At 74.6% G+C, this 23,302-nt stretch carries 23 protein-coding genes; 15 read left to right on the top strand and 8 right to left on the bottom strand.

Annotated elements, in window-relative coordinates; translation table 11 throughout:
- Window position 1: 1 nt before the first annotated feature.
- Window positions 2-1,222: a multidrug effflux MFS transporter gene (locus ABZ452_RS30815; RefSeq protein ID WP_357950434.1), complete on the bottom strand. Its 1,221-nt coding sequence runs from the start codon at window positions 1,220-1,222 to the stop codon at window positions 2-4.
- 82 nt (window positions 1,223-1,304) lie between these two features.
- Here ABZ452_RS30815 and ABZ452_RS30810 point away from each other — a divergent pair, with 82 nt between their 5' ends.
- On the top strand, window positions 1,305-1,751 hold the full coding sequence (locus ABZ452_RS30810; RefSeq protein ID WP_357950431.1) for a MarR family transcriptional regulator: 447 nt from the start codon (window positions 1,305-1,307) through the stop codon (window positions 1,749-1,751).
- A gap of 14 nt (window positions 1,752-1,765) precedes the next feature.
- Here ABZ452_RS30810 and ABZ452_RS30805 read toward each other — a convergent pair whose 3' ends face one another.
- Both ABZ452_RS30805 and ABZ452_RS30800 read right to left on the bottom strand, forming a co-directional pair.
- A complete protein-coding gene (locus tag ABZ452_RS30805; protein WP_357950428.1) occupies window positions 1,766-2,596 on the bottom strand; it encodes an MBL fold metallo-hydrolase in 831 nt (276 codons plus the stop codon).
- Window positions 2,593-2,997, bottom strand: coding sequence for a hotdog domain-containing protein (locus tag ABZ452_RS30800; protein ID WP_357950425.1), 405 nt, complete (start codon window positions 2,995-2,997; stop codon window positions 2,593-2,595). The genes ABZ452_RS30805 and ABZ452_RS30800 overlap by 4 nt, the downstream gene beginning before the upstream one ends.
- A gap of 149 nt (window positions 2,998-3,146) precedes the next feature.
- Here ABZ452_RS30800 and ABZ452_RS30795 point away from each other — a divergent pair, with 149 nt between their 5' ends.
- Window positions 3,147-4,307, top strand: a complete 1,161-nt coding sequence (locus tag ABZ452_RS30795) for a phosphatase PAP2 family protein (RefSeq protein WP_357950422.1) — start codon at window positions 3,147-3,149, stop codon at window positions 4,305-4,307.
- Between the two features lie 48 nt (window positions 4,308-4,355).
- Here the strand turns inward: ABZ452_RS30795 and ABZ452_RS30790 are convergent, their stop codons facing one another.
- The 3 genes from ABZ452_RS30790 to ABZ452_RS30780 all read right to left on the bottom strand — a co-directional run bounded on the left by ABZ452_RS30790 (window position 4,356) and on the right by ABZ452_RS30780 (window position 6,875).
- The gene (locus ABZ452_RS30790) at window positions 4,356-5,750 is read right to left on the bottom strand and encodes a PH domain-containing protein (RefSeq protein WP_357950467.1); all 1,395 of its coding nucleotides are present in this window, start codon (window positions 5,748-5,750) and stop codon (window positions 4,356-4,358) included.
- Window positions 5,751-6,094: 344 nt separating this feature from the next.
- Window positions 6,095-6,622, bottom strand: a complete 528-nt coding sequence (locus ABZ452_RS30785; protein WP_091259679.1) for a PH domain-containing protein — start codon at window positions 6,620-6,622, stop codon at window positions 6,095-6,097.
- A gap of 22 nt (window positions 6,623-6,644) precedes the next feature.
- Window positions 6,645-6,875 carry a hypothetical protein gene (locus ABZ452_RS30780; RefSeq protein WP_357950418.1) on the bottom strand — a complete coding sequence of 77 codons (231 nt, stop codon included), beginning with the start codon at window positions 6,873-6,875 and terminating at the stop codon, window positions 6,645-6,647.
- A 238-nt stretch (window positions 6,876-7,113) separates the two neighbouring features.
- On the opposite strand from ABZ452_RS30780, the gene ABZ452_RS30775 reads away from it, so the two are divergent.
- The 7 genes from ABZ452_RS30775 to ABZ452_RS30745 all read left to right on the top strand — a co-directional run bounded on the left by ABZ452_RS30775 (window position 7,114) and on the right by ABZ452_RS30745 (window position 14,142).
- Window positions 7,114-8,220 carry a MoxR family ATPase gene (locus tag ABZ452_RS30775; protein ID WP_357950415.1) on the top strand — a complete coding sequence of 369 codons (1,107 nt, stop codon included), beginning with the start codon at window positions 7,114-7,116 and terminating at the stop codon, window positions 8,218-8,220.
- Window positions 8,199-9,191, top strand: coding sequence for a DUF58 domain-containing protein (locus ABZ452_RS30770; RefSeq protein ID WP_357950464.1), 993 nt, complete (start codon window positions 8,199-8,201; stop codon window positions 9,189-9,191). The genes ABZ452_RS30775 and ABZ452_RS30770 overlap by 22 nt, the downstream gene beginning before the upstream one ends.
- Window positions 9,188-10,138: a VWA domain-containing protein gene (locus ABZ452_RS30765; RefSeq protein WP_357950412.1), complete on the top strand. Its 951-nt coding sequence runs from the start codon at window positions 9,188-9,190 to the stop codon at window positions 10,136-10,138. The genes ABZ452_RS30770 and ABZ452_RS30765 overlap by 4 nt, the downstream gene beginning before the upstream one ends.
- Before the next feature lie 596 nt (window positions 10,139-10,734).
- Window positions 10,735-11,439 (top strand): beta-ketoacyl-ACP reductase, encoded by a 705-nt coding sequence (locus tag ABZ452_RS30760; protein ID WP_357950409.1) that lies wholly within the window; start codon window positions 10,735-10,737, stop codon window positions 11,437-11,439.
- Window positions 11,440-11,463: 24 nt separating this feature from the next.
- Window positions 11,464-12,231 (top strand): enoyl-ACP reductase FabI, encoded by a 768-nt coding sequence (gene fabI, locus ABZ452_RS30755; protein WP_357950405.1) that lies wholly within the window; start codon window positions 11,464-11,466, stop codon window positions 12,229-12,231.
- Window positions 12,232-12,295: 64 nt separating this feature from the next.
- Window positions 12,296-13,327, top strand: a complete 1,032-nt coding sequence (locus tag ABZ452_RS30750; RefSeq protein WP_357950401.1) for a ferrochelatase — start codon at window positions 12,296-12,298, stop codon at window positions 13,325-13,327.
- Entirely contained in the window at window positions 13,276-14,142 is an 867-nt protein-coding gene (locus ABZ452_RS30745; RefSeq protein ID WP_357950462.1) for an HAD-IIA family hydrolase, read from the top strand. The genes ABZ452_RS30750 and ABZ452_RS30745 overlap by 52 nt, the downstream gene beginning before the upstream one ends.
- A gap of 16 nt (window positions 14,143-14,158) precedes the next feature.
- On the opposite strand, the gene ABZ452_RS30740 is transcribed toward ABZ452_RS30745, so the two are convergent.
- Window positions 14,159-14,953, bottom strand: coding sequence for a hypothetical protein (locus ABZ452_RS30740; protein WP_357950398.1), 795 nt, complete (start codon window positions 14,951-14,953; stop codon window positions 14,159-14,161).
- Window positions 14,954-15,114: 161 nt separating this feature from the next.
- Between ABZ452_RS30740 and ABZ452_RS30735 the strand changes: the two genes are divergently transcribed.
- Window positions 15,115-15,924: a DUF3097 domain-containing protein gene (locus tag ABZ452_RS30735; protein WP_357950395.1), complete on the top strand. Its 810-nt coding sequence runs from the start codon at window positions 15,115-15,117 to the stop codon at window positions 15,922-15,924.
- Between the two features lie 334 nt (window positions 15,925-16,258).
- Here the strand turns inward: ABZ452_RS30735 and ABZ452_RS30730 are convergent, their stop codons facing one another.
- The gene (locus ABZ452_RS30730) at window positions 16,259-17,569 is read right to left on the bottom strand and encodes a serine hydrolase domain-containing protein (RefSeq protein WP_357950392.1); all 1,311 of its coding nucleotides are present in this window, start codon (window positions 17,567-17,569) and stop codon (window positions 16,259-16,261) included.
- A 90-nt stretch (window positions 17,570-17,659) separates the two neighbouring features.
- Between ABZ452_RS30730 and ABZ452_RS30725 the strand changes: the two genes are divergently transcribed.
- The 5 genes from ABZ452_RS30725 to ABZ452_RS30705 all read left to right on the top strand — a co-directional run bounded on the left by ABZ452_RS30725 (window position 17,660) and on the right by ABZ452_RS30705 (window position 23,299).
- Window positions 17,660-18,133: an NfeD family protein gene (locus ABZ452_RS30725; RefSeq protein ID WP_357950389.1), complete on the top strand. Its 474-nt coding sequence runs from the start codon at window positions 17,660-17,662 to the stop codon at window positions 18,131-18,133.
- A gap of 4 nt (window positions 18,134-18,137) precedes the next feature.
- Complete coding sequence (locus ABZ452_RS30720) at window positions 18,138-19,244, top strand: SPFH domain-containing protein (protein ID WP_357950386.1); 1,107 nt, start codon at window positions 18,138-18,140, stop codon at window positions 19,242-19,244.
- A gap of 139 nt (window positions 19,245-19,383) precedes the next feature.
- A complete protein-coding gene (locus ABZ452_RS30715) occupies window positions 19,384-20,178 on the top strand; it encodes a hypothetical protein (RefSeq protein WP_357950383.1) in 795 nt (264 codons plus the stop codon).
- Between the two features lie 198 nt (window positions 20,179-20,376).
- On the top strand, window positions 20,377-22,584 hold the full coding sequence (locus ABZ452_RS30710) for a transglycosylase domain-containing protein (RefSeq protein WP_357950380.1): 2,208 nt from the start codon (window positions 20,377-20,379) through the stop codon (window positions 22,582-22,584).
- 157 nt (window positions 22,585-22,741) lie between these two features.
- Entirely contained in the window at window positions 22,742-23,299 is a 558-nt protein-coding gene (locus ABZ452_RS30705; RefSeq protein ID WP_357950377.1) for a dihydrofolate reductase family protein, read from the top strand.
- Window positions 23,300-23,302: the final 3 nt, after the last annotated feature.

Raw genomic sequence — 23,302 nt, 5'->3', positions numbered from 1 at the left:
GTCAGCGCGGTCGGGCGAGGGTGAGCACGGCGGTGAGGGAGAGCGCGGCGGCGGCGGCCAGCACGACGGCCATCGGCGTGGCGCTGCCCTCGCCGCCGAGACCGACCAGGGGCGCGGCGAGCGCGCCGACCACCGACTGGACCCCGCCCATCAGCGCGGCGGCGGTGCCCGCGTGCCGGGCGTGCGCGTCCAGCGCGAGCGCCGTGCTGTTCGGCATCACCATGCCCAGCGAGCCCACGAACGCGAACAGCGTCACCGCGACCACGGCGAGGCTGCCGGCGAGCGCGCCGGTGAGCACGCCGGCCGCCGCGACCACGCCCACCACGAGCGTGGTGACCAGCAGCCGGCGCGGGCTGAACCGGTCGAGCAGCCGCGCGTTCGCCTGCCCCATGGCCACCAGAGCGAGCGCGTTGAGCCCGAAGATCAGGCTGAACGCGGCCGCCGAGACGCCGAAGACGTCCTGGAACACGAACGACGACCCGGAGATGTACGCGAACAGCCCGGCGAAGGCGAAGCCCTGGGTCAGCGCGTACCCGAGGTAGACCCGGTCGGCGACCAGCGACCGCATGGTCCGGGCGGTGGCGGCCAGGCCGCCGGTGCTGCGGCGCTCGACCGGCAGCGTCTCCGGCAGGCGCAGGGCGACCGCCACGGAGAGCAGCAGCCCGATGGCGGCCAGGGTGAGGAAGACCGCCCGCCAGTCGCCGAACCGCAGCACCAGGCTGCCGACGCTCGGCGCGGCCACCGGCGCGACGCCGAAGACCAGGGTGAGCCGGGAGAAGTACTTCGCGGCCTCGCGGCCGGCGTAGAGGTCGCGGACCACCGCGCGGGCGACCACCACCCCCATGCCGCCGGCCAGGCCCTGGGCGAACCGCGCGGCGGCCAGCATGGGCGCGTTCGGCGCCACGGCGCAGACGAGCGCGAGCACGGTGTACGCGACGACGCCGATCACCACCGGGCGGCGCCGCCCCCACCGGTCGCTGAGCGGGCCGGTGACGAACTGGCCGACCGCGAGGCCGATGAGGCAGGTGGTCAGCGAGAGTTGGATGCCGGCCTGGTCGGCGCCGAGTTCGCGGGTCATCGCCGGAAACGCCGGGAGGTACATGTCCAGCGAGAGCGGGCCGATCGCGGTGAGCGTGCCGAGCAGCACCAGCAGGGTCGCGCCGCCCCGTGCGGCTCGCGGGTCGATGGTCGGGCGCGCGGCGGTCCGCACGGTCTGGCTCACGAAGGTTCCCCCTGGAGGTCGACGAATCCGGGTAACCTTAGCTCTGTAGTCAGAACTGTTGCGATGTGAAGAAGGTGACTCCGTGCCGAGGGACGAGGCCACCGCGCGCTTCGGGGCCGTGCTGGGGGAGGTGCACCGGCTGCTCCGCCGCAAGGTCGTCGCCCGGGCCAACCGGGACGCCCTGCCCGAGGCGCAGGTGGAGGTGCTCCACCTGGTCCGGGCCGAGCCGGGGATCAGCGGCAAGGAGATCGCCCGGCGGCTGGGCACCGCGCCGAACACGGTCAGCACCCTGGTCCGCGACCTCACCGACGCCGGGCTGCTGGCGCGCGACCGCGACCCGGAGGACCGCCGGGTGGTGCGGCTCGCCCTCACCGAGGCCGCCCGCGCCCGCATGGACGACTACGCGACCCACCGCAGCGCCCTGCTCACCGAGGCCCTGGCCACCCTCGACCCGCCGGCCCGCGACGCGATCCTCGCCGCCGCCCCGCACCTCGACGCCCTGCTCGGCGCCCTGCGCGCCCGCCCCTGAGCCGGCGCGCGCCGTCAGGCGGCGCCGTCGAGCTCGGCGTAGCCGCGGCGGGCGGCGATGAGACCCGGGCGGGCGCCGAACGGCGACTCGGCGGCCACCCGCTCCGGCGGGGCGCTGCCCGTGTGGCCGGCCCGGATGAGCCAGGCCTGCTGGGCGAGCTGGGCGTGCTGGGCCCGCACGAACTCCACGTCGACCGGCGCGCCGTGCCCCGGCACCACCACCGTGGCCGGCGTGGTCAGCCGGAGCACCGCGGCCACCGCGTCCGGCCACTGCACCGGGTACGACTCCTCGAAGGCCGGCGGCCCGCTCTGCTCCACCAGGTCGCCGGCGACCAGCACGTCCGCGTCCGGCACGTGCACCACCAGGTCGGCGTCGGTGTGCCCGTGCCCGGGGTGGTGCAGCACCACCCGCCGGCCGCCCACGTCGAGCACCGCCTCGCCGTGCACCGGGTGGGTCGGCGCCAGCAGCTCGGTGCGGGCCAGCTCCGCGGCGAGTTCCGGCTGCTCGGCGCGCATCTCCTCGGACGCGGCCCGGCGCAGCTCGTCCGGGTGGTCCCGGAGCACCGCGGCGGCCTGCGCGTGCGCGTAGACCGGGCGGGGCGGGTCGGCGGCCAGCGTGGCGTTGCCGAAGCAGTGGTCGAAGTGGTGGTGGGTGTTGACGATCGTCCACGGGTGCGGGGTGACCGCGCGGGCCGCCTCGGCCAGCTCCCGGGCCTGCCCGGCGGTGGAGAGGGTGTCCACCAGCAGCGCCGCGCCGTCGCCCACCACCAGCGTCACGTTGACGTGCAGCAGCGGGTCACGCAGCACGTGCACGCGGTCGGCGACCTCGACGAACCGGGCGGTCATGACGCCCGCGCGGCGCGCTCGACGAAGCGCTGCCGGTCGACCAGGGCCCGCTCGACCCGCCCGGTGGCCACCACCTCGTTGCCGTCGGTGACGATCACCTCGAAGGCCAGCCGCCGGCCGTCGACCTTGACCAGCTCGGCCCGGGCGGCCACCGTCCGCCCGACCGGCGTGGCCGCGCGGTGTTCCAGCTCGACGCGGGTGCCGACCGTCGTCGACCCGGACGGCAGCCGGGCCGCGGTCGCCGCCACGGTGGCCGCCTCGGCCAGCGCCAGCACCCGGGGCGTGCCGAGCACCGGCACGTCACCCGAGCCCACCGCCTGCGCGGTGTCCGTGTCGGTGACGGTCAGCTCGACCCGGGCGGTCAGGCCCGGGGCGAAGGGCGACTCCGGCTGCTCCTGCATGGGCCGAGCCTAGTGCAGCGGCCCCGGGCCCGGGCGGCGTCCGGACCCCCGCCCCCGGCCCCTCCCGACGGCCCGGACGGGGGCGACCGGCCCCCGCGGCGGGCGGTCGGCGTCGGCGCCCCCGTCGCACGCCGTTAACCTTGTCCGCGATGGCCGTGCTGACTGACTCCCCGCCCCCCGCCCCCGCCGGACCGACCGCGTCCCCCGACGGCGGGCGCCGTCGCGTGGTGGCGATGGCCATCTGGGGGATCGCCTTCGTGGCGGCCTGGTTCGCCATCGGCCTGCCGACCGACCCGGCGTACGCGTTCCTCTGGATCTGGGCGGGCACCATCGCGTGGCACTCGTCCCGCCCGTGGCGCAGCCACCTGCGCTTCGCCCGGGACTGGATCCCGGTGGTGCTGCTGCTGGCCGCGTACAACCTGTCCCGGGGGTTCGCCGACAACGGCGCGACGCCGCACGCCATGGAGCTGATCGTCGCCGACCGGTTCCTGACCGGGTGGGCCACCGGCGGGGAGGTGCCCACGATCTGGCTCCAGCAGCACCTCTACCGGCCCGACCAGGTGCACTGGTGGGACGTGGCGGTCAGCTGGATCTACTTCTCGCACTTCGTGGCGACGCTCGCCGCCGCCGCGGTGCTCTGGCTGCGCGACCGCGCGCGCTGGGGCGCGTACATGCGGCGGTGGGGGTTCCTCTGCGCGGCCGGGCTGGCCACCTACTTCCTCTACCCGGCCGCCCCGCCGTGGTGGGCAGCCCAGAACGGGCTGCTCTCCGACGTCGCGCGGATCTCCACCCGGGGGTGGAAGGAGATCGGCATGCACGGCGCGGGCAACCTGCTCAACGCCGGGCAGATCGCCTCCAACCCGGTGGCCGCCATGCCGTCGCTGCACACGGCGTTCGCCCTGTTCGTGGTCCTGTTCTTCCTGCGCGTGACCCGGAAGCGCTGGTGGCCGCTGCTGCTGGCGTACCCGCTGGCCATGACCTTCACGCTGATCTACAGCGGCGAGCACTACCTGATCGACGTGCTGGTCGGCTGGGCGTACGTCGGCCTGACCTTCCTGGTGGTCGGGCTCGCCGAGCACTGGTGGGCGGCCCGCCGGGCCCGCCGCGCCGCGCTCGCCCCGGCCGGGGAGGCGGCGACCGCGGCCGGGCCGGCCCGGGCGGCCGACGCCACGCCCGCCGACGCGGCCACGCCCGCGGCGAACCCGGCCGGCCCCACGCCCACGGCCGATCCGGCCGGCCCTACGCCCACGGCCGATCCGGCCGGCCCCACGCCTGCCACCGACCCGGCCACCGTCCCGGCCGACCGCTGACCGTCGGCCGGGCGTCGGCACCGGCCGAGCGCTGACCGCCCGGTCGGCTCAGCCCGCGCGTCCCCGGTCGGTGCGGCGGGCGGCGTGCGCCCGCGCGGTCAGCTCCGCCGCCAGCTCCCACGCCTCGCCCAGGTCCCGGTCCAGGGCCGCCGCGCCCGAGCCACCGGCGGTGTCCGCGTGCACGGTGGCCAGCCGAAGCCGCCGCTGCGCCGGGCCCTGGGTCACCCGCACGCTCTGGATCCGGGCGTACGGCACCAGCGTCAACCGGCGGGTCAGCAGCCCGGACCGGGCCACGAAGACCTGCTCGTCGAGGCCCGCGCCGACCCGCGCCCGGCTCAGCGGGCGCAGCCAGCGGGCCCGCCGGGGCGGCAGCGTGGCGGGCAGCGCGCCCAGCCGGACACCGGGCAGCACCTCGGCGACCACCAGCTCGCCGGTGCGCGCGTCGCCGACCGGCAGCAGCCGGTCCGGGCGGTTGCGATCGTCCGGCTCGGCGGCCGAGTAGCCGGCCACCTCCAGCCGCAGCCGCAGCCACCCCTTCATCCGCCAGAGCAGCGGCCAGGTCACCCCCACGGTCTGCACCCGGTGCAGCGGCACGGTCTGCACGCGGGTCTCCAGCAGCCCGTTGCGCACCCGCAACGCGTCGCCGTCCCGGTCGAGCCGGAAGCGCCAGTCGTCGAGCACCCGGCGGACCGGTTGCAGCAACACGCCGGCCATCGCGGTCAGCGTGCTGGCCACCGCGATGAACGACCAGGACCCCTCGGAGACGAACTGCGCCGCCACGAACGCCAGACCGAAGGGAAGCAGGAACGCCTGCGGGGTGAGCAGCTGGCTGACCAGCAGGTCCCGGTTGCGGACGTGGTGCAGCCGCCGCCCGGCCGGGGCGGGCGCGGGCGGCGCGCCGGCGGCGGCGGGCAGGGCGGCCTCGGGGGCGCGGCCGGCCACGGCGAGCAGCCGGTGCCGCAGCGCGGTCGCCTCGGCCACGCTCAGGTACGCCAGCGGCGCCTCGGTCTTGCCCCCGCCGACCACCTCCAGCCGCAGCTCGGCCAGCCCGGTGAGCTGCGCGAGCAGCGGCCGGACCACCTCCACCGCCTGCAGCCGCTCCAGCGGGATCGCCCGGGTACGCCGCCAGAGCAGCCCCTCGTGCACCCGCAGCTCGCGGCCCACCACGTGGTAGCCGGTGTTCCACCAGCTGATCACCGACAGCACGGTGGCCCCGAGGACGAAGATCGCGACCAGCAGGGCGAACCAGCCGAAGCCGACCCGGGACAGCGTCGACCAGGAGAGGCCGGCGATCACCACGACGAGTGACTTCGCGCCGTGCAGCGCCGGGCTCAGCGGGTGCAGCCGCTGCCGTGGCTCCTCACCGGCCGGCGGAGGCGCCCCCGGCCCCCACGGCCCGGCGCCCGGTGGCGCGGGCTGACCCGCCCCGGGCCAGGGCGGCACGGGCGGACCGTACCCGGGCGGGGGCGGACCGTAGCCGGGTGGCGGTGCGGGCGGACCGTAGCCGGGTGGCGGTGCGGGCGGGCCGTACCCGGGCGGCGGCGCGGGCGGACCGTAGCCGGAAGGCGGCACGGGGTGGCCGTACCCGGGCCACGGACCGGCCGGGGCGGCGGGGCCGGGCGGGGCGGCGGGGCCGGGCGGGGCGGCGGGGCCGGGCGGGTGGGCGTACCCCGGTTGCGGTGGCCACGGGTGGCCGTTGCGGGGCGGCTCGGCGGCGGCCGGCGGCGGTGCGGCGGGTGGCGGGTGCGGCGGCGGGGCGCCGGGCTCCGGCTCGGCCGGGCCGTCGCTCACAGTCCCTCCGCCCGGTCCTCGCCCAGCGCGGTGAGCCGGTCCCGCAGCCGGGACGCCTCCGCCGGACGCAGGCCCGGCACGCGGGCGTCGCTCGCCGCCGCGGCGGTGTGCAGCTGCACGGTGGCCAGGTCGAAGGCGCGCTCCAGCGGCCCCGCGCTCACGTCGACGAACTGCATCCGGGAGTACGGCACGATGGACAGCCGCCGCACCAGCAGGCCGTGCCGGACCAGCAGGTCGTCGGCCCGCTCGGCGTAGCCCCAGGCGCGCACTGCGCGGACGATGGTGACCGCCCGCCAGGCGGCCAGCAGCAGCGCCACGCCCAGGGCGGCGCCGAGCAGCCAGTGGCCGGCGACCGCCCAGGCCACGCCGAGCACCACCAGCGCCACGGCGAGACCGATGCCGAGCCGGATCAGCTCCACCCAGATCAGGTCGCGGGAGATCGGCTGCCACCGGACGGTGTCCGGCCAGGGCTCGAGGGGTCCGGTCGGGGCCGGCGGCCGGCCGGCGAGGTCGTCACCGTTCACCGGCTGATCCCGCTGCGCTCGCTCACGATTCGAGCGTAGGCGATCCGGGCACCGGTACGACCTCGCGCAGGAAGCCGCGCGCGTCGAGGAAGTCGCCCAGCGACCCGCGATGTGCGGGGCAGGCCAGCCAGGTCTTGCGCCGCTCGGGCGGGTGCAGGCGGGGATTGTTCCAGCGCAGCTCCCACACGGCGGGCGCGCGACACCCGCGCGCCGAGCAGACGAGCGCGTCGTCGGGGGGAGTGGGAGTGGTCACCGGGGCGAGTCTAGGGCCGCGCGCCGGGAGCTTTAGCGCCGGGCGGCCACGGGGGGAGCCGCCCGGCGACGGGGTGAATCGTACACACGCCGGACCCCTTGTTGTCCACCCGTGTTCAGGGTTTTCCGTGCCGGGGGACGGCACGGCGAAAATCGTCGCTCTCCCACCCTCGGCTCTCAGCAAGGCATGACAGTCTTGATACGCACCACGCCGACGACGACCATGCTGTGGAGGACCGGTGGCCCAGCCGACCACGCCCGACGCCCCGACACCGACCGAGGCCGCGCCGGACGCGCCGCCCCCGGCCGCAACCACCCCGGCGCAGGACGCCACCCTGCTGGAGCGGGCGCTGTTCGAGATCAAGCGGGTGATCGTCGGCCAGGACCGGATGGTCGAGCGGATGTTCGTGGCCCTGCTCGCCCGGGGCCACTGCCTGCTGGAGGGGGTGCCCGGCGTCGCCAAGACCCTCGCCGTGGAGACCCTGGCCAAGGTGGTCGGCGGGTCGTTCGCCCGGGTCCAGTTCACCCCCGACCTGGTGCCGGCCGACATCATGGGCACCCGGATCTACCGGCAGTCCAGCGAGAAGTTCGACGTCGAGCTGGGGCCGGTCTTCGTCAACTTCCTGCTCGCCGACGAGATCAACCGGGCTCCGGCCAAGGTGCAGTCGGCGCTGCTGGAGGTGATGAGCGAGCGGCAGGTGTCCATCGGCGGCGAGACCCACCGGGTGCCCGACCCGTTCCTGGTGATGGCCACCCAGAACCCGATCGAGCAGGAGGGCGTCTACCCACTGCCGGAGGCGCAGCGGGACCGGTTCCTCATGAAGATCGTGGTGGGCTACCCGACCGACGCCGAGGAACGGGAGATCGTCTACCGGATGGGCGTCGCGCCGCCCGAGCCGGCCCGGGTCTTCGACACCCCCGACCTGATCGCGCTCCAGCACAAGGCCGACCAGGTCTTCGTGCACAACGCGCTGGTCGACTACGCGGTCCGGCTGGTCCTCGCCACCCGGGCGCCCGCCGAGCACGGCATGCCCGACGTGGCGCAGCTCATCCAGTACGGCGCGAGCCCGCGCGCCTCGCTCGGCCTGGTCCGGGCCACCCGGGCGCTGGCCCTGCTGCGCGGCCGCGACTACGCCCTGCCGCAGGACGTGCAGGACATCGCCCCGGACATCCTGCGGCACCGGCTCGTGCTCAGCTACGACGCGCTCGCCGACGACGTGCCGGCCGACCACATCGTGCACCGGGTGATGTCCACCATCCCGCTGCCCGCGGTCGCGCCCCGCCAACAGGCCACGCCGCCCCCGCCGGCCGTCCCGCACGGCGGCTGGCCCGGGCAGCGGCCGTGACCCCACCCACCCGGCTGCCGGCCAGCGGCGAGCGCTCCGGCGCCGTCCTCGCCCGGTTGCAGCTCATGGTCACCCGCAAGCTGGACGGGCTGCTCCAGGGCGACTACGCCGGGCTGCTGCCCGGCCCGGGCAGCGAGGCCGGGGAGTCCCGCGAGTACCGCCCCGGCGACGACGTGCGCCGGATGGACTGGCCGGTCACGGCCCGCACCACCATGCCGCACGTCCGGCGTACGGTGGCCGACCGCGAGCTGGAGACCTGGCTGGCGGTCGACCTCTCGGCCAGCCTGGACTTCGGCACCGGGCAGTGGCTCAAGCGGGACGTCGTGGTCGCCGCGGCGGCCGCCCTGGCCCACCTGACCGTCCGGGGCGGCAACCGGATCGGCGCGGTGGTCGGCACGGGCGGGCCGGCGTCGGCGGGGCGGTGGCGGGGCGGCTCCCCGCCGGCCGGGCCGGGGGCACTGCGGCGGCTGCCCGCCCGGGCCGGGCGCAAGGAGGCCCAGGGGCTGCTGCGGGCCATCGCCGACACGGAGATCCGACCCGGCCGCAGTGACCTCGGTGTCCTCGTCGACATGCTCAACCGACCGCCGCGCCGGCGGGGCGTGGCGGTGGTGATCTCCGACTTCCTCGCGCCGCCGCAGCAGTGGGGCCGGCCGATCCGTAAGCTGCGGGTCCGGCACGACGTGCTGGCCGTCGAGGTGGTCGACCCGCGCGAGCTGGAACTGCCCGACGTGGGGGTGCTGCCGGTGGTCGACCCGGAGACGGGTGAGCTGCACGAGGTGCAGACCGCCGACCCGCGCCTGCGCCGCCGGTACGCCGAGTCGGCGGCCGCCCAGCGCGCGGCGATCGCCGCCGAGCTGCGCACCGCCGGCGCGGCCCACCTGCGACTGCGTACCGACCGAGACTGGCTGCTGGACATGGTGCGTTTCGTGGCCGCGCAGCGGCACGCCCGCACCCGAGGGACGACTCGATGATCCGTTTTCTGCAACCGTGGTGGCTGCTGGCGCTGCTGCCGGTGCTCGCCCTCGCCGCCGCGTACGTCTGGCGGCAGCTGCACCGCCGGCAGTACGCCATGCGGTTCACCAACGTGGACCTGCTGCGCACCCTGGCGCCGAAGGGGCTGGGCTGGCGGCGGCACGCGGCGGCCACCGCCTTCCTGCTCTGCCTGCTGGTGCTCGCCACCGGGCTGGCCCGGCCGGCGATCGACACCAAGGAGCCCCTCGAACGGGCGACCGTGATGCTCGCCATCGACGTGTCGCTGTCCATGCAGGCCGACGACGTGGCGCCGAACCGCCTCGAGGCGGCGCAGGAGGCGGCCAAGCAGTTCGTCGGCGAGCTGCCGGAGAGCTACAACCTCGGGCTGGTCTCGTTCGCCAAGTCGGCGAACGTGCTGGTGCCCCCCACGAAGGACCGGGGCGCGGTGACCACCGCCATCGACGGGCTGGTGCTGGCCGAGGCGACCGCCACGGGCGAGGCGGTCTTCACCTGCCTGGAGGCGATCCGCTCGGTGCCGGCGGACGGCGCGGCCGGCATCCCGCCGGCCCGGATCGTGCTGCTCTCCGACGGCTACCGCACCTCGGGTCGCTCGGTGGAGGAGGCGGCCGCGGCGGCGCAGGCGGCCAACGTGCCGGTCTCGACCATCGCGTTCGGCACCGACTCCGGGCAGGTGGACATCGGCGGCCAGCTCCAGCGGGTGCCGGTGGACCGGATGGCGCTGTCGCAGCTCGCGGAGACGACCCAGGGCTACTTCTACGAGGCCGCCTCGGTCAGCGAGCTGAAGCAGGTCTACCAGGACATGGGCAGCTCGATCGGTTTCCGGACCGAGCCGCGGGAGATCACCCAGTGGTACGCGGGTGTCGCGCTGCTCCTCGCGCTCTGCGCGGGAGGGCTGAGCCTGCTCTGGTCGTCCCGCCTGATCTGAGGCGGGACGGCCGGGGCCCGGCCGGTGGTGGTCAGTGACCGCCGCCGGCCAGGACGAAGAGGACGGCCACCCAGACGGCGGCGAGGGTGAAGCCCAGCGGGGCGACGTAACGGCTCATGGGACTGCTCCGTGGCGACGGACGGTCCGGCGGGACGGACCGCGGGGGTGGATCAGGGCGTACGCACACGAAGTCGTGACCGGGGTGCTTCCGCCGGGCCGCGCGGCACGGTCGCCCCGGCGGGCGGCCGGGGGAACGGGGCGGTGCGGTGGGCGGGGGAGCGGGGTCAGCCGCGCCGACTGAGTCGTGGCTCAGCGGGGCTGACGGTCGGCCCGGCCACGACTGGGAGGATCGCTATCTCGCACAGCGATCACCTCCTGCGGTCGGCGGGGCTCGACGATGCGGGCGATCCACTGCCCGCAAACGTCGATCATCGTACACCCGGCGGGCCCGCGGCACGCACTCGGCCGACCGGTCCGGCGGGCCCGTCCGACCGGGTCGCCGGGCAGCCCGCCGACCTGGGACGGGTTAGCGCTTACCTACCGGTAACCCCTAGGCTCGCCACCGACCGAGAGATCAGCTGAGCAGAGGGGGAACCGTGGCCCGTACCGTGCTGGTGACCGGCGGAAACCGGGGGATCGGCCTGGCCATCGCGCAGGCCTTCGCCAAGCAGGGCGACCGGGTGGCGGTGACCTACCGCGGCGGCGAGGCGCCGGCGGGGCTGTTCGGCGTGAAGTGTGACGTGACCGACGCCGAGTCGGTGGACGCCGCGTTCACCGCGATCGAGGCCGAGCTGGGCCCGGTCGAGGTGCTCGTCGCCAACGCCGGCATCACCGACGACACGCTGATCATGCGGATGTCCGAGGAGCAGTTCACCCGGGTGGTCGACACCAACCTGACCGGTGCGTTCCGGGTCGCCAAGCGGGCCTCGACGAAGATGCTCCGCGCGAAGTGGGGCCGGATGGTCTTCATCTCCTCGGTGGTCGGCCTGGCCGGCGGCGCCGGCCAGGTCAACTACGCGGCCAGCAAGGCCGGCCTCGTCGGCGTGGCCCGCTCGATCACCCGGGAGCTGGGCAGCCGCAACATCACCGCCAACGTGGTGGCGCCCGGCTTCATCGACACCGACATGACCGCCGCGCTGTCCGAGGAGCGCCGGGCGGAGATCCGCAAGCAGATCCCGGCGGGCCGGATGGCCAGCCCGGAGGAGGTCGCCGCCGCCGTCACCTGGCTCGCCTCGGACGCGGCCGGCTACATCTCCGGCGCCGTCGTCCCGGTCGACGGCGGCCTGGGCATGGGCCACTGAGAAAAGTACGGAGGAGATTGCACAATGTCCGGACTCCTGGCCGGTAAGCGGCTGCTGGTCACCGGCGTCATCACCGACGCCTCGATCGCCTTCTCGGTGGCGAAGCTCGCCCAGGAGAACGGCGCGCAGGTCGTGCTCACCGGCTACGGCCGGCTCTCCCTGGTGGAGCGGATCGCCAAGCGGCTGCCCGAGCCGGCGCCGGTGATCGAGCTGGACGTCACCAACGCCGAGCACCTGGCCGGCCTGGCCGACAAGGTGCGCGAGCACGTCGACGGCCTCGACGGCGTGGTGCACTCGATCGGCTTCGCCCCGCAGAGCTGCCTCGGCGGCGGCTTCCTCGACGCGCCCTGGGAGGACGTGGCGACCGCGCTCCAGGTCTCCACCTACTCCTACAAGTCCCTGGCCATGGCGGCGCTGCCGCTCATGTCGGCGGGCGGCGCCGTGGTGGGCCTCACCTTCGACGCCACCAAGGCGTGGCCGGTCTACGACTGGATGGGCGTGGCCAAGGCCGGGCTGGAGTCCGCCTCCCGCTACCTGGCCCTGCACCTGGGCAAGCAGGGCATCCGCAGCAACCTGGTCGCCGCCGGGCCGCTGCGCACCATCGCCGCCAAGTCCATCCCCGGCTTCGACCAGTTCGAGGACGCCTGGACCGAGCGCGCCCCGCTGGGCTGGGACCTCACCGACCAGGAGCCGGCCGCCCGCGCCTGCCTGGCGCTGCTGTCCGACTGGTTCCCGGCCACCACCGGCGAGATCGTCCACGTCGACGGCGGCTACCACGCGATCGGCGCCTGAGACCCGGACCGCACGTCCCGGGGTAGCCGCCGGACCGTCCCGGCCGTCGGGGGAGAATGCCACCATGGCGTACGACGCGTTGGTGCTGGTCTCCTTCGGCGGCCCGGAGCGGCCCGAGGACGTGCTGCCCTTCCTGCAGAACGTGACCCGGGGGCGGGGCGTGCCGCCGGAGCGGCTCGCCGAGGTGGCCGAGCACTACCTGCACTTCGGCGGGGTGTCCCCGATCAACCAGCAGTGCCGCGACCTCCTCGCGGCGATCCGCGAGGACTTCGCCGCCAACGGCGTCGACCTGCCGGTCTACTGGGGCAACCGCAACTGGGACCCGATGCTCGCCGACACGGTGGCGCAGATGCGCGACGACGGCGTCCAGCGGGCCCTGGCCTTCGTCACCAGCGCCTACGGCGGCTACTCGTCCTGCCGGCAGTACCAGGAGGACATCGCCACGGCCCGGGCCGCGGTCGGCCCGGACGCCCCACTGATCGAGAAGCTGCGCCAGTTCTGGGACCACCCAGGTTTCGTCGAGCCGCACGCCGACGCCGTCCGGGCCGCGCTCGCGCAGCTCGACCCGGCCCGGCGGGACAGCACCCGGCTCGTGTTCACGGCGCACTCCGTCCCGGTGTCGGCGGCCGCCAGCGCCGGCCCGCACGGCGGCCGGTACACCGCCCAGCTCGCCGAGACCGCCCGGCTGGTGCACGCCGCCGCCGCGCCCGACCTGCCGTACGACCTGGTCTGGCAGAGCCGCTCCGGGCCGCCGCAGGTGCCGTGGCTGGAGCCGGACATCAACGACCACCTGGCCGCGCTCGCCGGCGAGGGCGTGACCGGCGTGGTGGTCAGCCCGATCGGGTTCGTCTCCGACCACCTCGAGGTGGTCTGGGACCTGGACACCGAGGCCCTCGACACGGCCAAACAGCACGGCCTGGACTTCGTCCGCGCGGGCACGCCCGGCACCGACCCGCGGTTCGTGGCGATGGTCCGCGAGCTGGTGCTGGAACGGAACGCCCCGGACGGCGAGCGGTACTTCCGCCGCCTCGGCGAGCTGCCCACCTGGGACACCTGCCCGGCGCTGTGCTGCGTGCCCCCCTCCCGCCGGCCCTGAGCCCGGCCACCTCCGACACCCAGTGGGGACGACACATGCATGACCGCAAGCCGGTGCAGAGCTGGCTCACCGACATGGACGGCGTGCTGGTGCACGAGGGCCAGCCGGTGCCCGGCGCACCCGAGTTCGTCAAGAAGCTGCGCGCCTCCGGCAAGCCCTTCCTGGTGCTCACCAACAACTCGATCTACACGCCACGGGACCTGCGGGCCCGGCTGGCCCGGATGGGGCTGGACGTGCCGGAGGAGGCGATCTGGTCGTCCGCGCTGGCCACCGCCCAGTTCCTGGCCGACCAGCGGCCGGGCGGCACCGCGTACGTGATCGGCGAGGCCGGTCTCACCACGGCGCTGCACGCGGTGGGCTACGTGCTCAGCGACTTCGCCCCCGACTACGTGGTGCTGGGGGAGACCCGCACCTACAGCTTCGAGGCGATCACCAAGGCGATCCGGCTGATCAACGACGGGGCCCGGTTCATCTGCACCAACCCGGACGCGACGGGCCCGTCGGTGGAGGGCGCGTTGCCGGCCGCCGGTTCGGTGGCCGCCATGATCTCCAAGGCGACCGGGGTGGAGCCGTACTTCGTCGGCAAGCCCAACCCGATGATGATGCGCTCGGCGTTGAACACCATCGACGCGCACTCCGAGTCGACCGCGATGATCGGCGACCGGATGGACACCGACATCCTCTGCGGCCTGGAGGCCGGGCTGGAAACGATCCTGGTGCTCACCGGGATCAGCAGCCGGGCCGAGACCGAGCGCTACCCCTACCGGCCGTCCCGGATCGTCAACTCGGTGGCCGACCTGATTGACGAGGTCTGAGCAGGGGCCCAGGACCTCAGGGGCGCAGCGGGGCGTTGCAGGCGGCCACCAGGGCCTGCCGGCAGGCGGTGGTCAACGGCCGCAGCGCCGCGTCCCGCTGCTGCGCCTCGAAGGTGTTCACCGCCCCGCCCGGTGCGCTCTCCCCGGCAAGGGCGAGCACCCGGTCCAGCACGGCCGCGCGGGCGAACAGCCGGCGGGACCGCGGGTCGAAGCCGGGCGGCAGGTCGGTCCCGCCGTCCGGCCGGCGCAGCGCGGCGAGCGCGCCGGCCAGCTCCGGCCGCCACTGGGCCACGTCGAGCCGGGTCAGCGCGGCGGTCGTCTCGGCCAGCGCGGCGGCCAGCTCGGCCTCCGCCTCGGCGGCGCCGGGCGCGATCAGCGACGCCTTCGGCGCGTCGGCCGGCAGCGGGTAGACCCGCCAGAGCACGGTTTCCCAGGTCATTCCCGAGCCCGAGGTGTGCGTGCGCACCTCGGGCACGAACCCGAGCCCGCTGGCCACCACGGCCTCGCCGGCCAGCAGCGCCGCCCCCGCGAAGTCGCCGGGGCCGGGCAGCCCGCGCGGGTCGCCCGGTGCGGGCAGCACCAGCCGGATCTCGTCCGGGGAGAGCTTGGCCAGGCTGGGCAGCGCGTCCCGCAGGGACACGTCGGTCCAGGTGCCGGGGGCGTCGGCGACCAGGTGCTCCTCGTCGCCGGCGATCTCGTCGGCGACCTCGTCGAAGGGCACCAGGCCGGCGCGCCAGGCGCGTACCCAGGCGACGAACCGGCTCGACCGGCGCGGAGCCAGCGTGGCCGCGCCCGTTGCGGGGGAGGACATGCCGAAAGGGTACGTGCTCGCCGCCGTCGCTGTCTCGGCTGCCGCTCCGGCGGCGTGACCTGCCCCCAACTACCCCCTTCGCCCCTTTCTGTGCCGCCGGTGGGGCACCTGGTCGGCGCGTCGCCGGGCGACGCGCCGGGCCGGTGGCTAGCGTGATCCACATGGCGGGGCGATACGACGGCGACGTGCTGGCGGGCGACTGGCGGCGGCGGAAGGCGATCCCGGAGGTCGACGCCGAACCGGACCTGGTGGTCGAGGACGCCGACTCCGGCTTCTGCGGCGCGGTGGTGGGGTTCGAGTCCGGCGCGGTGGTGCTGGAGGACCGGCACGGCAAACGGCGGAACTTCCCGCTGCTGCCCGCCGCGTTCCTGCTCGACGGCCAGCCGGTCACCCTGCGCCGCCCGGCCCGCGCCCCGGTGCCCGCCGCCCGGCGGCGCACCGCCTCCGGCTCGATCGCTGTCGACAACGTCCGGGCGCAGGTTGCCAAGGCCAGCCGGATCTGGGTCGAGGGTGTGCACGACGCGGCGCTGGTCGAGCGGATCTGGGGCGACGACCTGCGGATCGAGGGTGTGGTGGTGGAACCCCTCGACGGCATCGACGAACTCGCCGCCGAGGTGCGCGCCTTCGACCCCGGCCCGGGCCGCCGGCTCGGCGTGCTGGTCGACCACCTGGTGCCCGGCTCGAAGGAGAGCCGGATCGTGGCACGGGTCACCTCCCCGCACGTGCTGGTCACCGGGCACCCGTACGTCGACGTGTGGCAGGCGGTGAAACCCCGGGCGCTGGGCATCCCGGCCTGGCCCGTGGTGCCGCCGGGGCGGCCCTGGAAGGAAGGCGTCTGCGCGGCGCTCGGGGTGGCCGAGCCGGCGGACATGTGGCGGCACATCCTGTCGCGGGTGGACAGTTTCGCCGACGTGGAGACGCCGTTGATCAACGCCATGGAGCGGTTGATCGATTTCGTGACTTCGCCCTGAGTCGTGGTTGCTGTTCAGGCCGGGGGCGACCGTGCCCGGCTCCGGGCGGTCAGGCTTGATCCCTCCGCCGGGCACGGTCGCCCCCGGCCCGTCGTGTGCCGGGTGCGGGGGTCGGTTCCGGCAGCGAGGGTGGGGATGGCCTTGCGGGTGCTACGAACTTGATGACGTGAACGGATCGCGGGGTGAGTTAGCCGTGTCGTCGCGTTTGTAGGCGCGGCAGGGTCAGGGGCGGTCGGGGTGATCCATCTGCGTCATCAAGCTTCTAGCGGCGCGGGTGGTCAGGGGCGGTCGGGGTGAGCCACCTGTGTCATCAAGTTTGTAGCGGCGCGGGTGGTCAGGGTTCCTGGTCGGGGGTTCTTGTGAAGACGAAGGTGGCGATGTCGAGGGCGACGGGGTGGCCCGCCTCGTCGCGGATGACGGTGAGGAGTTCGCCGTCCTGGGAGCCGGAGCGGCCGCGCCAGCGGTCGGGGGCCTCCGGGGTGAAGCGGAGCCGCGGGTTACCCACTAGGCCGCCCACCAGGTCGCCGGCCGGGTCGATGCGGAACTCGTACTCGTTGCCCATCCACCACCAGCGGCCGGTCAGCTCGGCAAGGTCGGCGGGCGGCGCCTCGGCCGGGCGCCACGGGGCGGGCGCGGCCGGCTCGGCGTCGAGCACCAGGGTCAGCACCTCGCGGGCCAGGCCGACGACGTGGTGGCCGCGCAGCCCGTACGAGTTGGCGTAGTCGACCACGGCGGTGCGGGTCGGGCGGTGCACGGCCAGGCCGGCGACGTAGCCGGGCATCGAGCCGCCGTGGCCCACGTACACGCGGTCGCCGACCCGGTAGAGCTCCACGCCGAGGCCGTGCCCGCCGGTCCAGGCGTCCAGGTCGCTGATCACCACGGGCGCGCACATCTCGGTGAGCGTCGCGGGGGCGAGCAGGTCCGGGGCCGGGTCGGCCAGGAAGGCCGCCCAGCGGGCCAGGTCCTCGACGGTCGACCAGAGCTGGCCGGCCGGGGCCATCGCCCCGGTGTCGGTGCGCGGCTCCTCCCGCAGGGTGTCGTGCCAGGGGTGCACCACGTAGCCGCGGGCGTACGGCTCGGTGGGGTGGTAGGTGGTGCGGCGCATGCCCAGCGGTTCGAGCAGCCGCTCGCGCAGCAGGTCGGCCCAGGGCGTGCCGGTGATCCGTTCCAGCACCCCGCCGAGCAGCCCGTACGCCAGGTTCGAGTAGTGGTAGACGTGGTGCGGCGGGTGGGCGATCTTCGCCGGGGTGAGCCCGGCGAGCAGGGTCGCCAGGTCGGCGCCCGCGGCCCGCTCCCACCACTGCCCGTCCGGCTCCCGTTGCAGGCCGCTGGCGTGCCCGAGCAGCTGGCGCAGGGTGAGCGCGCCGACCGGGGTGCCGGGCAGGTGCTTGTCCAGCGGGTCGTCCAGGTCCAACCGGCCGGCGTCGCGCTGCTGCATCACCAGCACGGCGGTCATGGTCTTGCTGATCGAGCCGATCCGGTACTGGAGGTCCGCGTCGGGGCGGGGCTGCTCGCCGGCGAGCGCGACGTGCGCCAGGCCGCCGTCCCGGACCACGCCGAGGGCGAGCGACGGGCCGCGTCCCTCCGCCTGGGCCCGGGCGACCAGCAGGTCCACCTGTCGGGCGGTCTCGGGCAGCAGGGCCATGGGTCCTCCTCGGCGGTCGTCGGCGCGCTGCCGAGCTTAGGTGATCATTTCGGGTCGTCGCTGCGTGCGTCGGCGTGTCACGATCTAAGGGTGGACGCCGTGTTCTGGATCGTGCTGGGTGTGCTGCTGGCGGTCGCCGAGATCTTCACGACGACGCTCTTCCTGATCATGTTCGCGGCGGGGGCCTTCGCCGCCGCCGGGGCCGCCGCGCTGGGTGCCCCGGTCGCGCTCCAGGCGCTGGTCTTCGCGGTGGTCTCCGCGCTGTCGGTGGCCCTGGTCCGGCCGGTCATCAAGCGGCACGCCATGCCGGCGCTGCAGAGCGGCGACCAGCCGTTCGGGGTCGAGGCGATCGAGGGGTCCAGCGCGGTGGTGCTGGAGCCGGTCGACGCCGAGCGGGGCCTCGTCAAGATCGACGGTGAGCTGTGGACGGCCCGGTCGTACGACGCGACGCGCAGCTACGCGGCGGGCGAGCGGGTGCAGGTGATAAAGGTCCGGGGCGCGACCGCCCTGGTCTGGCAGGACGAGATTTCCACCCCGGGCGGAATGCCCGAAGGAAAAAGGTGAAGATATGGAGTTTGCAGCGATCCTGTTGATCGCCGTCGCCGTGATCGTCGTGGTGACGCTGGTGAAGGCGGTGCGGATCGTGCCGCAGCAGCGCCAGGACGTGGTGGAGCGGCTGGGCAAGTACAAGCGGACCTTGAACCCGGGGCTGAACCTGCTGGTGCCGTACATCGACGCGGTGCGGACCAAGGTCGACATGCGCGAGCAGGTGGTCAGCTTCCCGCCGCAGCCGGTGATCACCTCGGACAACCTCGTCGTCTCGATCGACACGGTGCTGTACTTCAAGGTGGTCGACTCGGTCCGCGCCACCTACGAGATCTCCAACTTCCTCCAGGCCATCGAGCAGCTCACCGTCACCACGCTGCGCAACGTGATCGGCTCGCTGGATCTGGAGCGCGCGTTGACCAGCCGCGAGGAGATCAACCGGCACCTCTCCGGTGTGCTCGACGAGACCACCGGCCGGTGGGGCATCAAGGTGACCCGGGTCGAGATCAAGGCCATCGAGCCGCCGCCGAGCATCCGCGACTCGATGGAGAAGCAGATGCGCGCCGAGCGGGACCGCCGTGCCGCCATCCTCAACGCCGAGGGGCACAAGCAGTCGCAGATCCTCACGGCCGAGGGTGAGAAGCAGGCCGCCGTGTTGCGCGCCGACGGTGACCGGCAGGCCCGCATCCTCCAGGCGGAGGGCCAGGCCAAGGCGATCCGGACGGTCTTCGACGCGATCCACCAGGCCAACCCGAGCCAGAAGGTGCTCGCCTACCAGTACCTCCAGGCCCTGCCGCAGATCGCCAACGGCACCGCCAACAAGGTCTGGATCGTGCCGACCGAGCTGACCAAGGCCCTGGAGGGCATGGGTGGCGCGCTGGGCGGGCTGGCCAACATGGTCGGTGACGTCCCGTCGCCCGAGGCCACCAAGAGCGCCGGCGAGGTGGAGCGCGAGGCCGCCGAGGCCGCGCACGCCGCCGCCAGCGCGGCCCAGGAGATCCACGACGAGGTACGCGTCGCCGAGGCCCAGGCCACCGGCGGCAACGCCCCGCAGGGGCTCCCGGCGCCCGAGCCGGTCTCCCCGCAGAGCCTGCTCAACGACCCGTCGGACCAGCGCGAACGGGGCTGATCGGAGCTCCGCCGGCAAATCCGAGAATCACTCATACGGCGCCCCGGCGCCTGCCACCATCGGTCTGAGGACGGGTGGTGACCAGGGCCGGGGCGCCGTTGCGCGTCCCCCCGCCGCCCGCGTGTGAGCGAGGTGACGCATGAAGGATCCGGCGAACCGGCTTTTCTCCAGGACTCCGGTCCCGGGCGCGCACGACCCGGCCGGGCCGCTCGGCACCCGGCGTACCGGCGGCGGGTTCGGGGTGCTCCCGTTCGTCTCCGAGCCCGGGCCGGCCGCCCCGGCCACCGACGCGAGCTGGGCCTGGTCGATCCGCCGGTTCGCCCGCGCGGCGGTCTGGCTGCTGCCCGCGTACGCGGTCCTCTACGGCCTGGTGGCGATGGCCAGCGACGGCGGGGTGGGCAACGACCCCTACCCGGCCGACGGCCAGCCGGTCTACCTCGTCGGCTGGGTGGCCTCGGTCTGGCTCGGGCTGCTCGCCCTGCTGGCGCTCGCCGGCCTGCTCGCCGCCACCCGGTGCCGGCGGATCGCCCTCGTCGGGCTGCTGGCCAGCATCGGTGGGATGGTGCTCATGCTGCCCTTCGCCGGGCTGGCCGAGCAGGCGCCGGTCTTCGGCACCACCGCGCGCAGCATCGTCCTGGTCGGCGCCACCTTCTACAGCCTGGGCTGGTTCCTCACCGGCTGGTCGGTCGCCCGGTCCGGGATGTTCTCCTACGGCGACGGGGTCATGCTGATGATCGCCGCCCCGCTGCTGGGCCTGGGTGGCGCGCTCATCGGCTCGCTGCAGACCTTCGGCGCGATCTTCGTGCTGGTCGCCGGCATCGGCATCGGCTACCGCTCCGGCCGCCTCGTCCCGGCGGTGATCGCCCAGGACGCCCTGGCCGCCAGCATGACGGCCACCCCCGCCCCACCCCCCACCGGCCCCCGCCCCACCTGACCCGCCCGCCCCCCGGCCCCCCGATCTTGTCGCGTTGATCATGAAGTTGGCGGCAGTCACGGAGATCCACATCGCCGTCAACTTCATGATCGACGGGGTCGGGAGGGGCTCCGCCGGAGCTGGGAGGTCGCCGTGAGGTTACTGACAGTTGCCTGACGGGGTGGCCGAATCGCCGTATTCGCGGTAATCCTGGGGTCCATGCCGTCTCCCCGGTCGCCGCTGTCGCGGCTCTTCACCGTGCTCCTCGCCGGCGTCCTCGCCGGGCTCGTCCTCGCGCTCGCCGCGCTCCCCAGCGGCCTGCTCGGCGGGCTCGCGGCCCAGGCCGGCCTCGGCGCGTACGCGGAGCTGCCCGACGCGCTGCGCACCCCCGCGCAGCCGCAGCGCTCGTACCTCTACGCGAACGACGGCAAGACCCTGATCACCACGTTCTACGACGTCAACCGCACCGACGTCCCCCTCGCCGAGATCGCCCCCGTGATGCGGCAGGCGATCATCGCGGCCGAGGACCGCCGTTTCTACTCGCACGGCGGCGCCGACCTGCGCGGCATCGCCCGCGCCCTGGTCGCCAACGTCAAGGGCGGCGGCACCGAGCAGGGCGGCTCCACGCTGACCATGCAGTACGTCCGGAACGTGCTCAAGACCGACCCGACTCGCACCGCCGAGGAGCGGCAGGCCGCCACCGAGCAGACCGTGGGGCGCAAGCTCCAGGAGATCCGGTACGCGAACGCGCTGGAGGAGACGCTCAGCAAGGACGAGATCCTCAACCGCTACCTGAACATCGCGTACTTCGGCTCCGGCGCGTACGGCGTCGCGGCGGCCAGCCAGCGCTACTTCGGCAAGGCCCCGGCCGACCTGACCCTGGGCGAGGCGGCGCTGCTCGCCGGCCTGGTCCAGTCGCCCGACGAGTACAGCCCGATCGACGGCGACAAGGACCAGGCGCTCGCCCGCCGGGGGTACGTGCTCGACTCGATGGCCGAGACCGGCGCGATCACCGCGCAGCAGGCCGCCGCGGCCCGGGCCGAGCCGCTCACCCTGCGCCCGACCGCCCAGCCCAACGGCTGCACGGCGGTCGCCCAGGGCCACGACGACTGGGGCTTCTTCTGCGACTACCTGCGCCAGTGGTGGCTCGCCCAGCCGGCCTTCGGCAACACGGTGAAGGAGCGCGAGCAGGCGCTGCGCCGGGGCGGCTACAGCGTGGTCACCACGCTCGACCCGAAGATCCAGCAGACCGCCCAGAAGCAGGCCACCGCCGTCTACGGCTACGGCAACAAGCGCGCCCTGCCGATCGCCGCGGTCGAGCCGGGCACCGGCCGGGTGCTGGCCATGGCGGTCAACCGGCACTACAGCCTCGCCGACAACCCGGCCGGGCAGGCCAATCACCCGAACACCGTCAACCCGCTGATCTCCGGGGGCGCGAGCGTCGACGGATACCAGGCCGGCTCGACGTTCAAGATGTTCACCATGCTCGCCGCGCTGGAGGCCGGCAAGCCCCTGGCCACCGGCTTCGACGCCCCGGCGAAGCTGCCCACCCGGTACGGCTCCGACGCCGAGGGCAACTGCGACGGCAAGTGGTGCCCGGCCAACGCCAACCCGGAGTGGATGGACGGCTACCGGATGATGTGGGACGGCTTCGGCCGCTCCGTGAACACCTACTTCGTCTGGCTTGCCGAGCAGGTCGGCGAGGACAAGGTGGTGGAGATGGCGCAGCGGCTCGGCATCAGGTTCCGGGCCGACTCCGACGCCGCCTTCGCGCGCGACGACGCGCAGAACTGGGGCGCGTTCACGCTCGGCGTCGCGGCCACCACCCCGCTCGACCTGGCCAACGCGTACGCCACGGTGGCGGCCGAGGGGACTTACTGCACTCCGCTGCCGGTGGTCTCGGTGACCGCGGCCAACGGCGAGAAGGTCGACGTCGGCCAGCCCTCCTGCAAGCGGGTGCTCGACGCCGACGTGGCCCGGGCGGCCACCGACGCGGCCCGCTGCCCCGTCGGCCAGCAGTCGGCGTACGGGCAGTGCAACGGCGGCACCGCCACCTCGGTGAACGGGATCGTCGACCGCCCGGTGGCCGGCAAGACCGGTAGCTCCGAGCAGAACGCCACCGAGACCTTCGTGGGGTTCACCCCGCAGGTGGCCGTGGCCGGCATCGCCGCCAACCCCGACGACTCGACCGACCTGGTCGGCTCGGCCGTGCAGGCCCGGGTGATCGACGCGGTCGCCCGGGTGATCAAGACGGCGGTGGACGGCAAGCCGGTGAAGGACTTCACGGCGCCCAGCCGCGAGCTCGCCGGCGACCCGCAGCGCCCGAGGCCGCGCCCCACCCCGCAGCCCCAGGAGGAGCGCCGGCAGGACCGGAACAACCTCCCCTCGGACCTGCTCCGCTGGCTCCAGGGCCGCGACCGCGGCTGACCGCCAATCCGCGGTGTCACCCGCCACCAGGGGGTGACACCGCGCGAGGGCGGCGGTCCGGAAAAGAAACTCCGCGCCGGCTGTCGGATCCGGTCGGCCGGCTCCGACCCACCGGTGAGCGCGCCCGCCGGGGGCGCCGCCGGAAGCGGAGGACACCATGCGCAAGCTCGTCTACTGGGTGCACCAGTCGGTCGACGGCTTCATCGAGGGGCCGAACGGGGAGTTCGACTGGGCGGCCATGGGGCCGGAGCTGTCCGCGTACTCCCTCGAGGCGACCGACCGGGCCGACGCCTTCCTCTACGGGCGCAAGGTGTGGGAGTTGATGTCCTGGTACTGGCCGCGGGCGGAGCAGATGTCCCAGGACCCGCACGACCTGCGCTTCGCCCCGATCTGGGCCCGTACCCCGAAGATCGTCATCTCCCGCACGCTGGAGAGCGCCGAGTACGGCGCCCGGGTGATCGGCCGTGACCTGGCCGCGGAGGTCGCCGAGCTGAAGGCGCAGCCGGGTGGGGACCTGCTGCTCACCGGCGGCTCCGGCGCGGCGGCGGCGCTGGCCGAGCTGGGGCTGGTCGACGAGTGCCAGGTGGTGGTGCACCCGGTCGTGCTGGGCGGCGGCACCCCCGTCTTCCCCGGCAAGGAGCGCCTCGACCTGCGGCTGACCGGGACGCGGGGCTTCGACGGCCGGTCGGTGCTGCTGCGCTACGAGCGGGCGTGACAG

This window comes from Micromonospora sp. NPDC005707 (genome assembly GCF_040631005.1).
In the GTDB taxonomy this organism is placed as follows: Bacteria; Actinomycetota; Actinomycetes; order Mycobacteriales; family Micromonosporaceae; genus Micromonospora.
The sequence above is the reverse complement of the archived record's forward strand: the minus strand, read 5'-3'. Positions and strand labels throughout refer to the sequence as shown.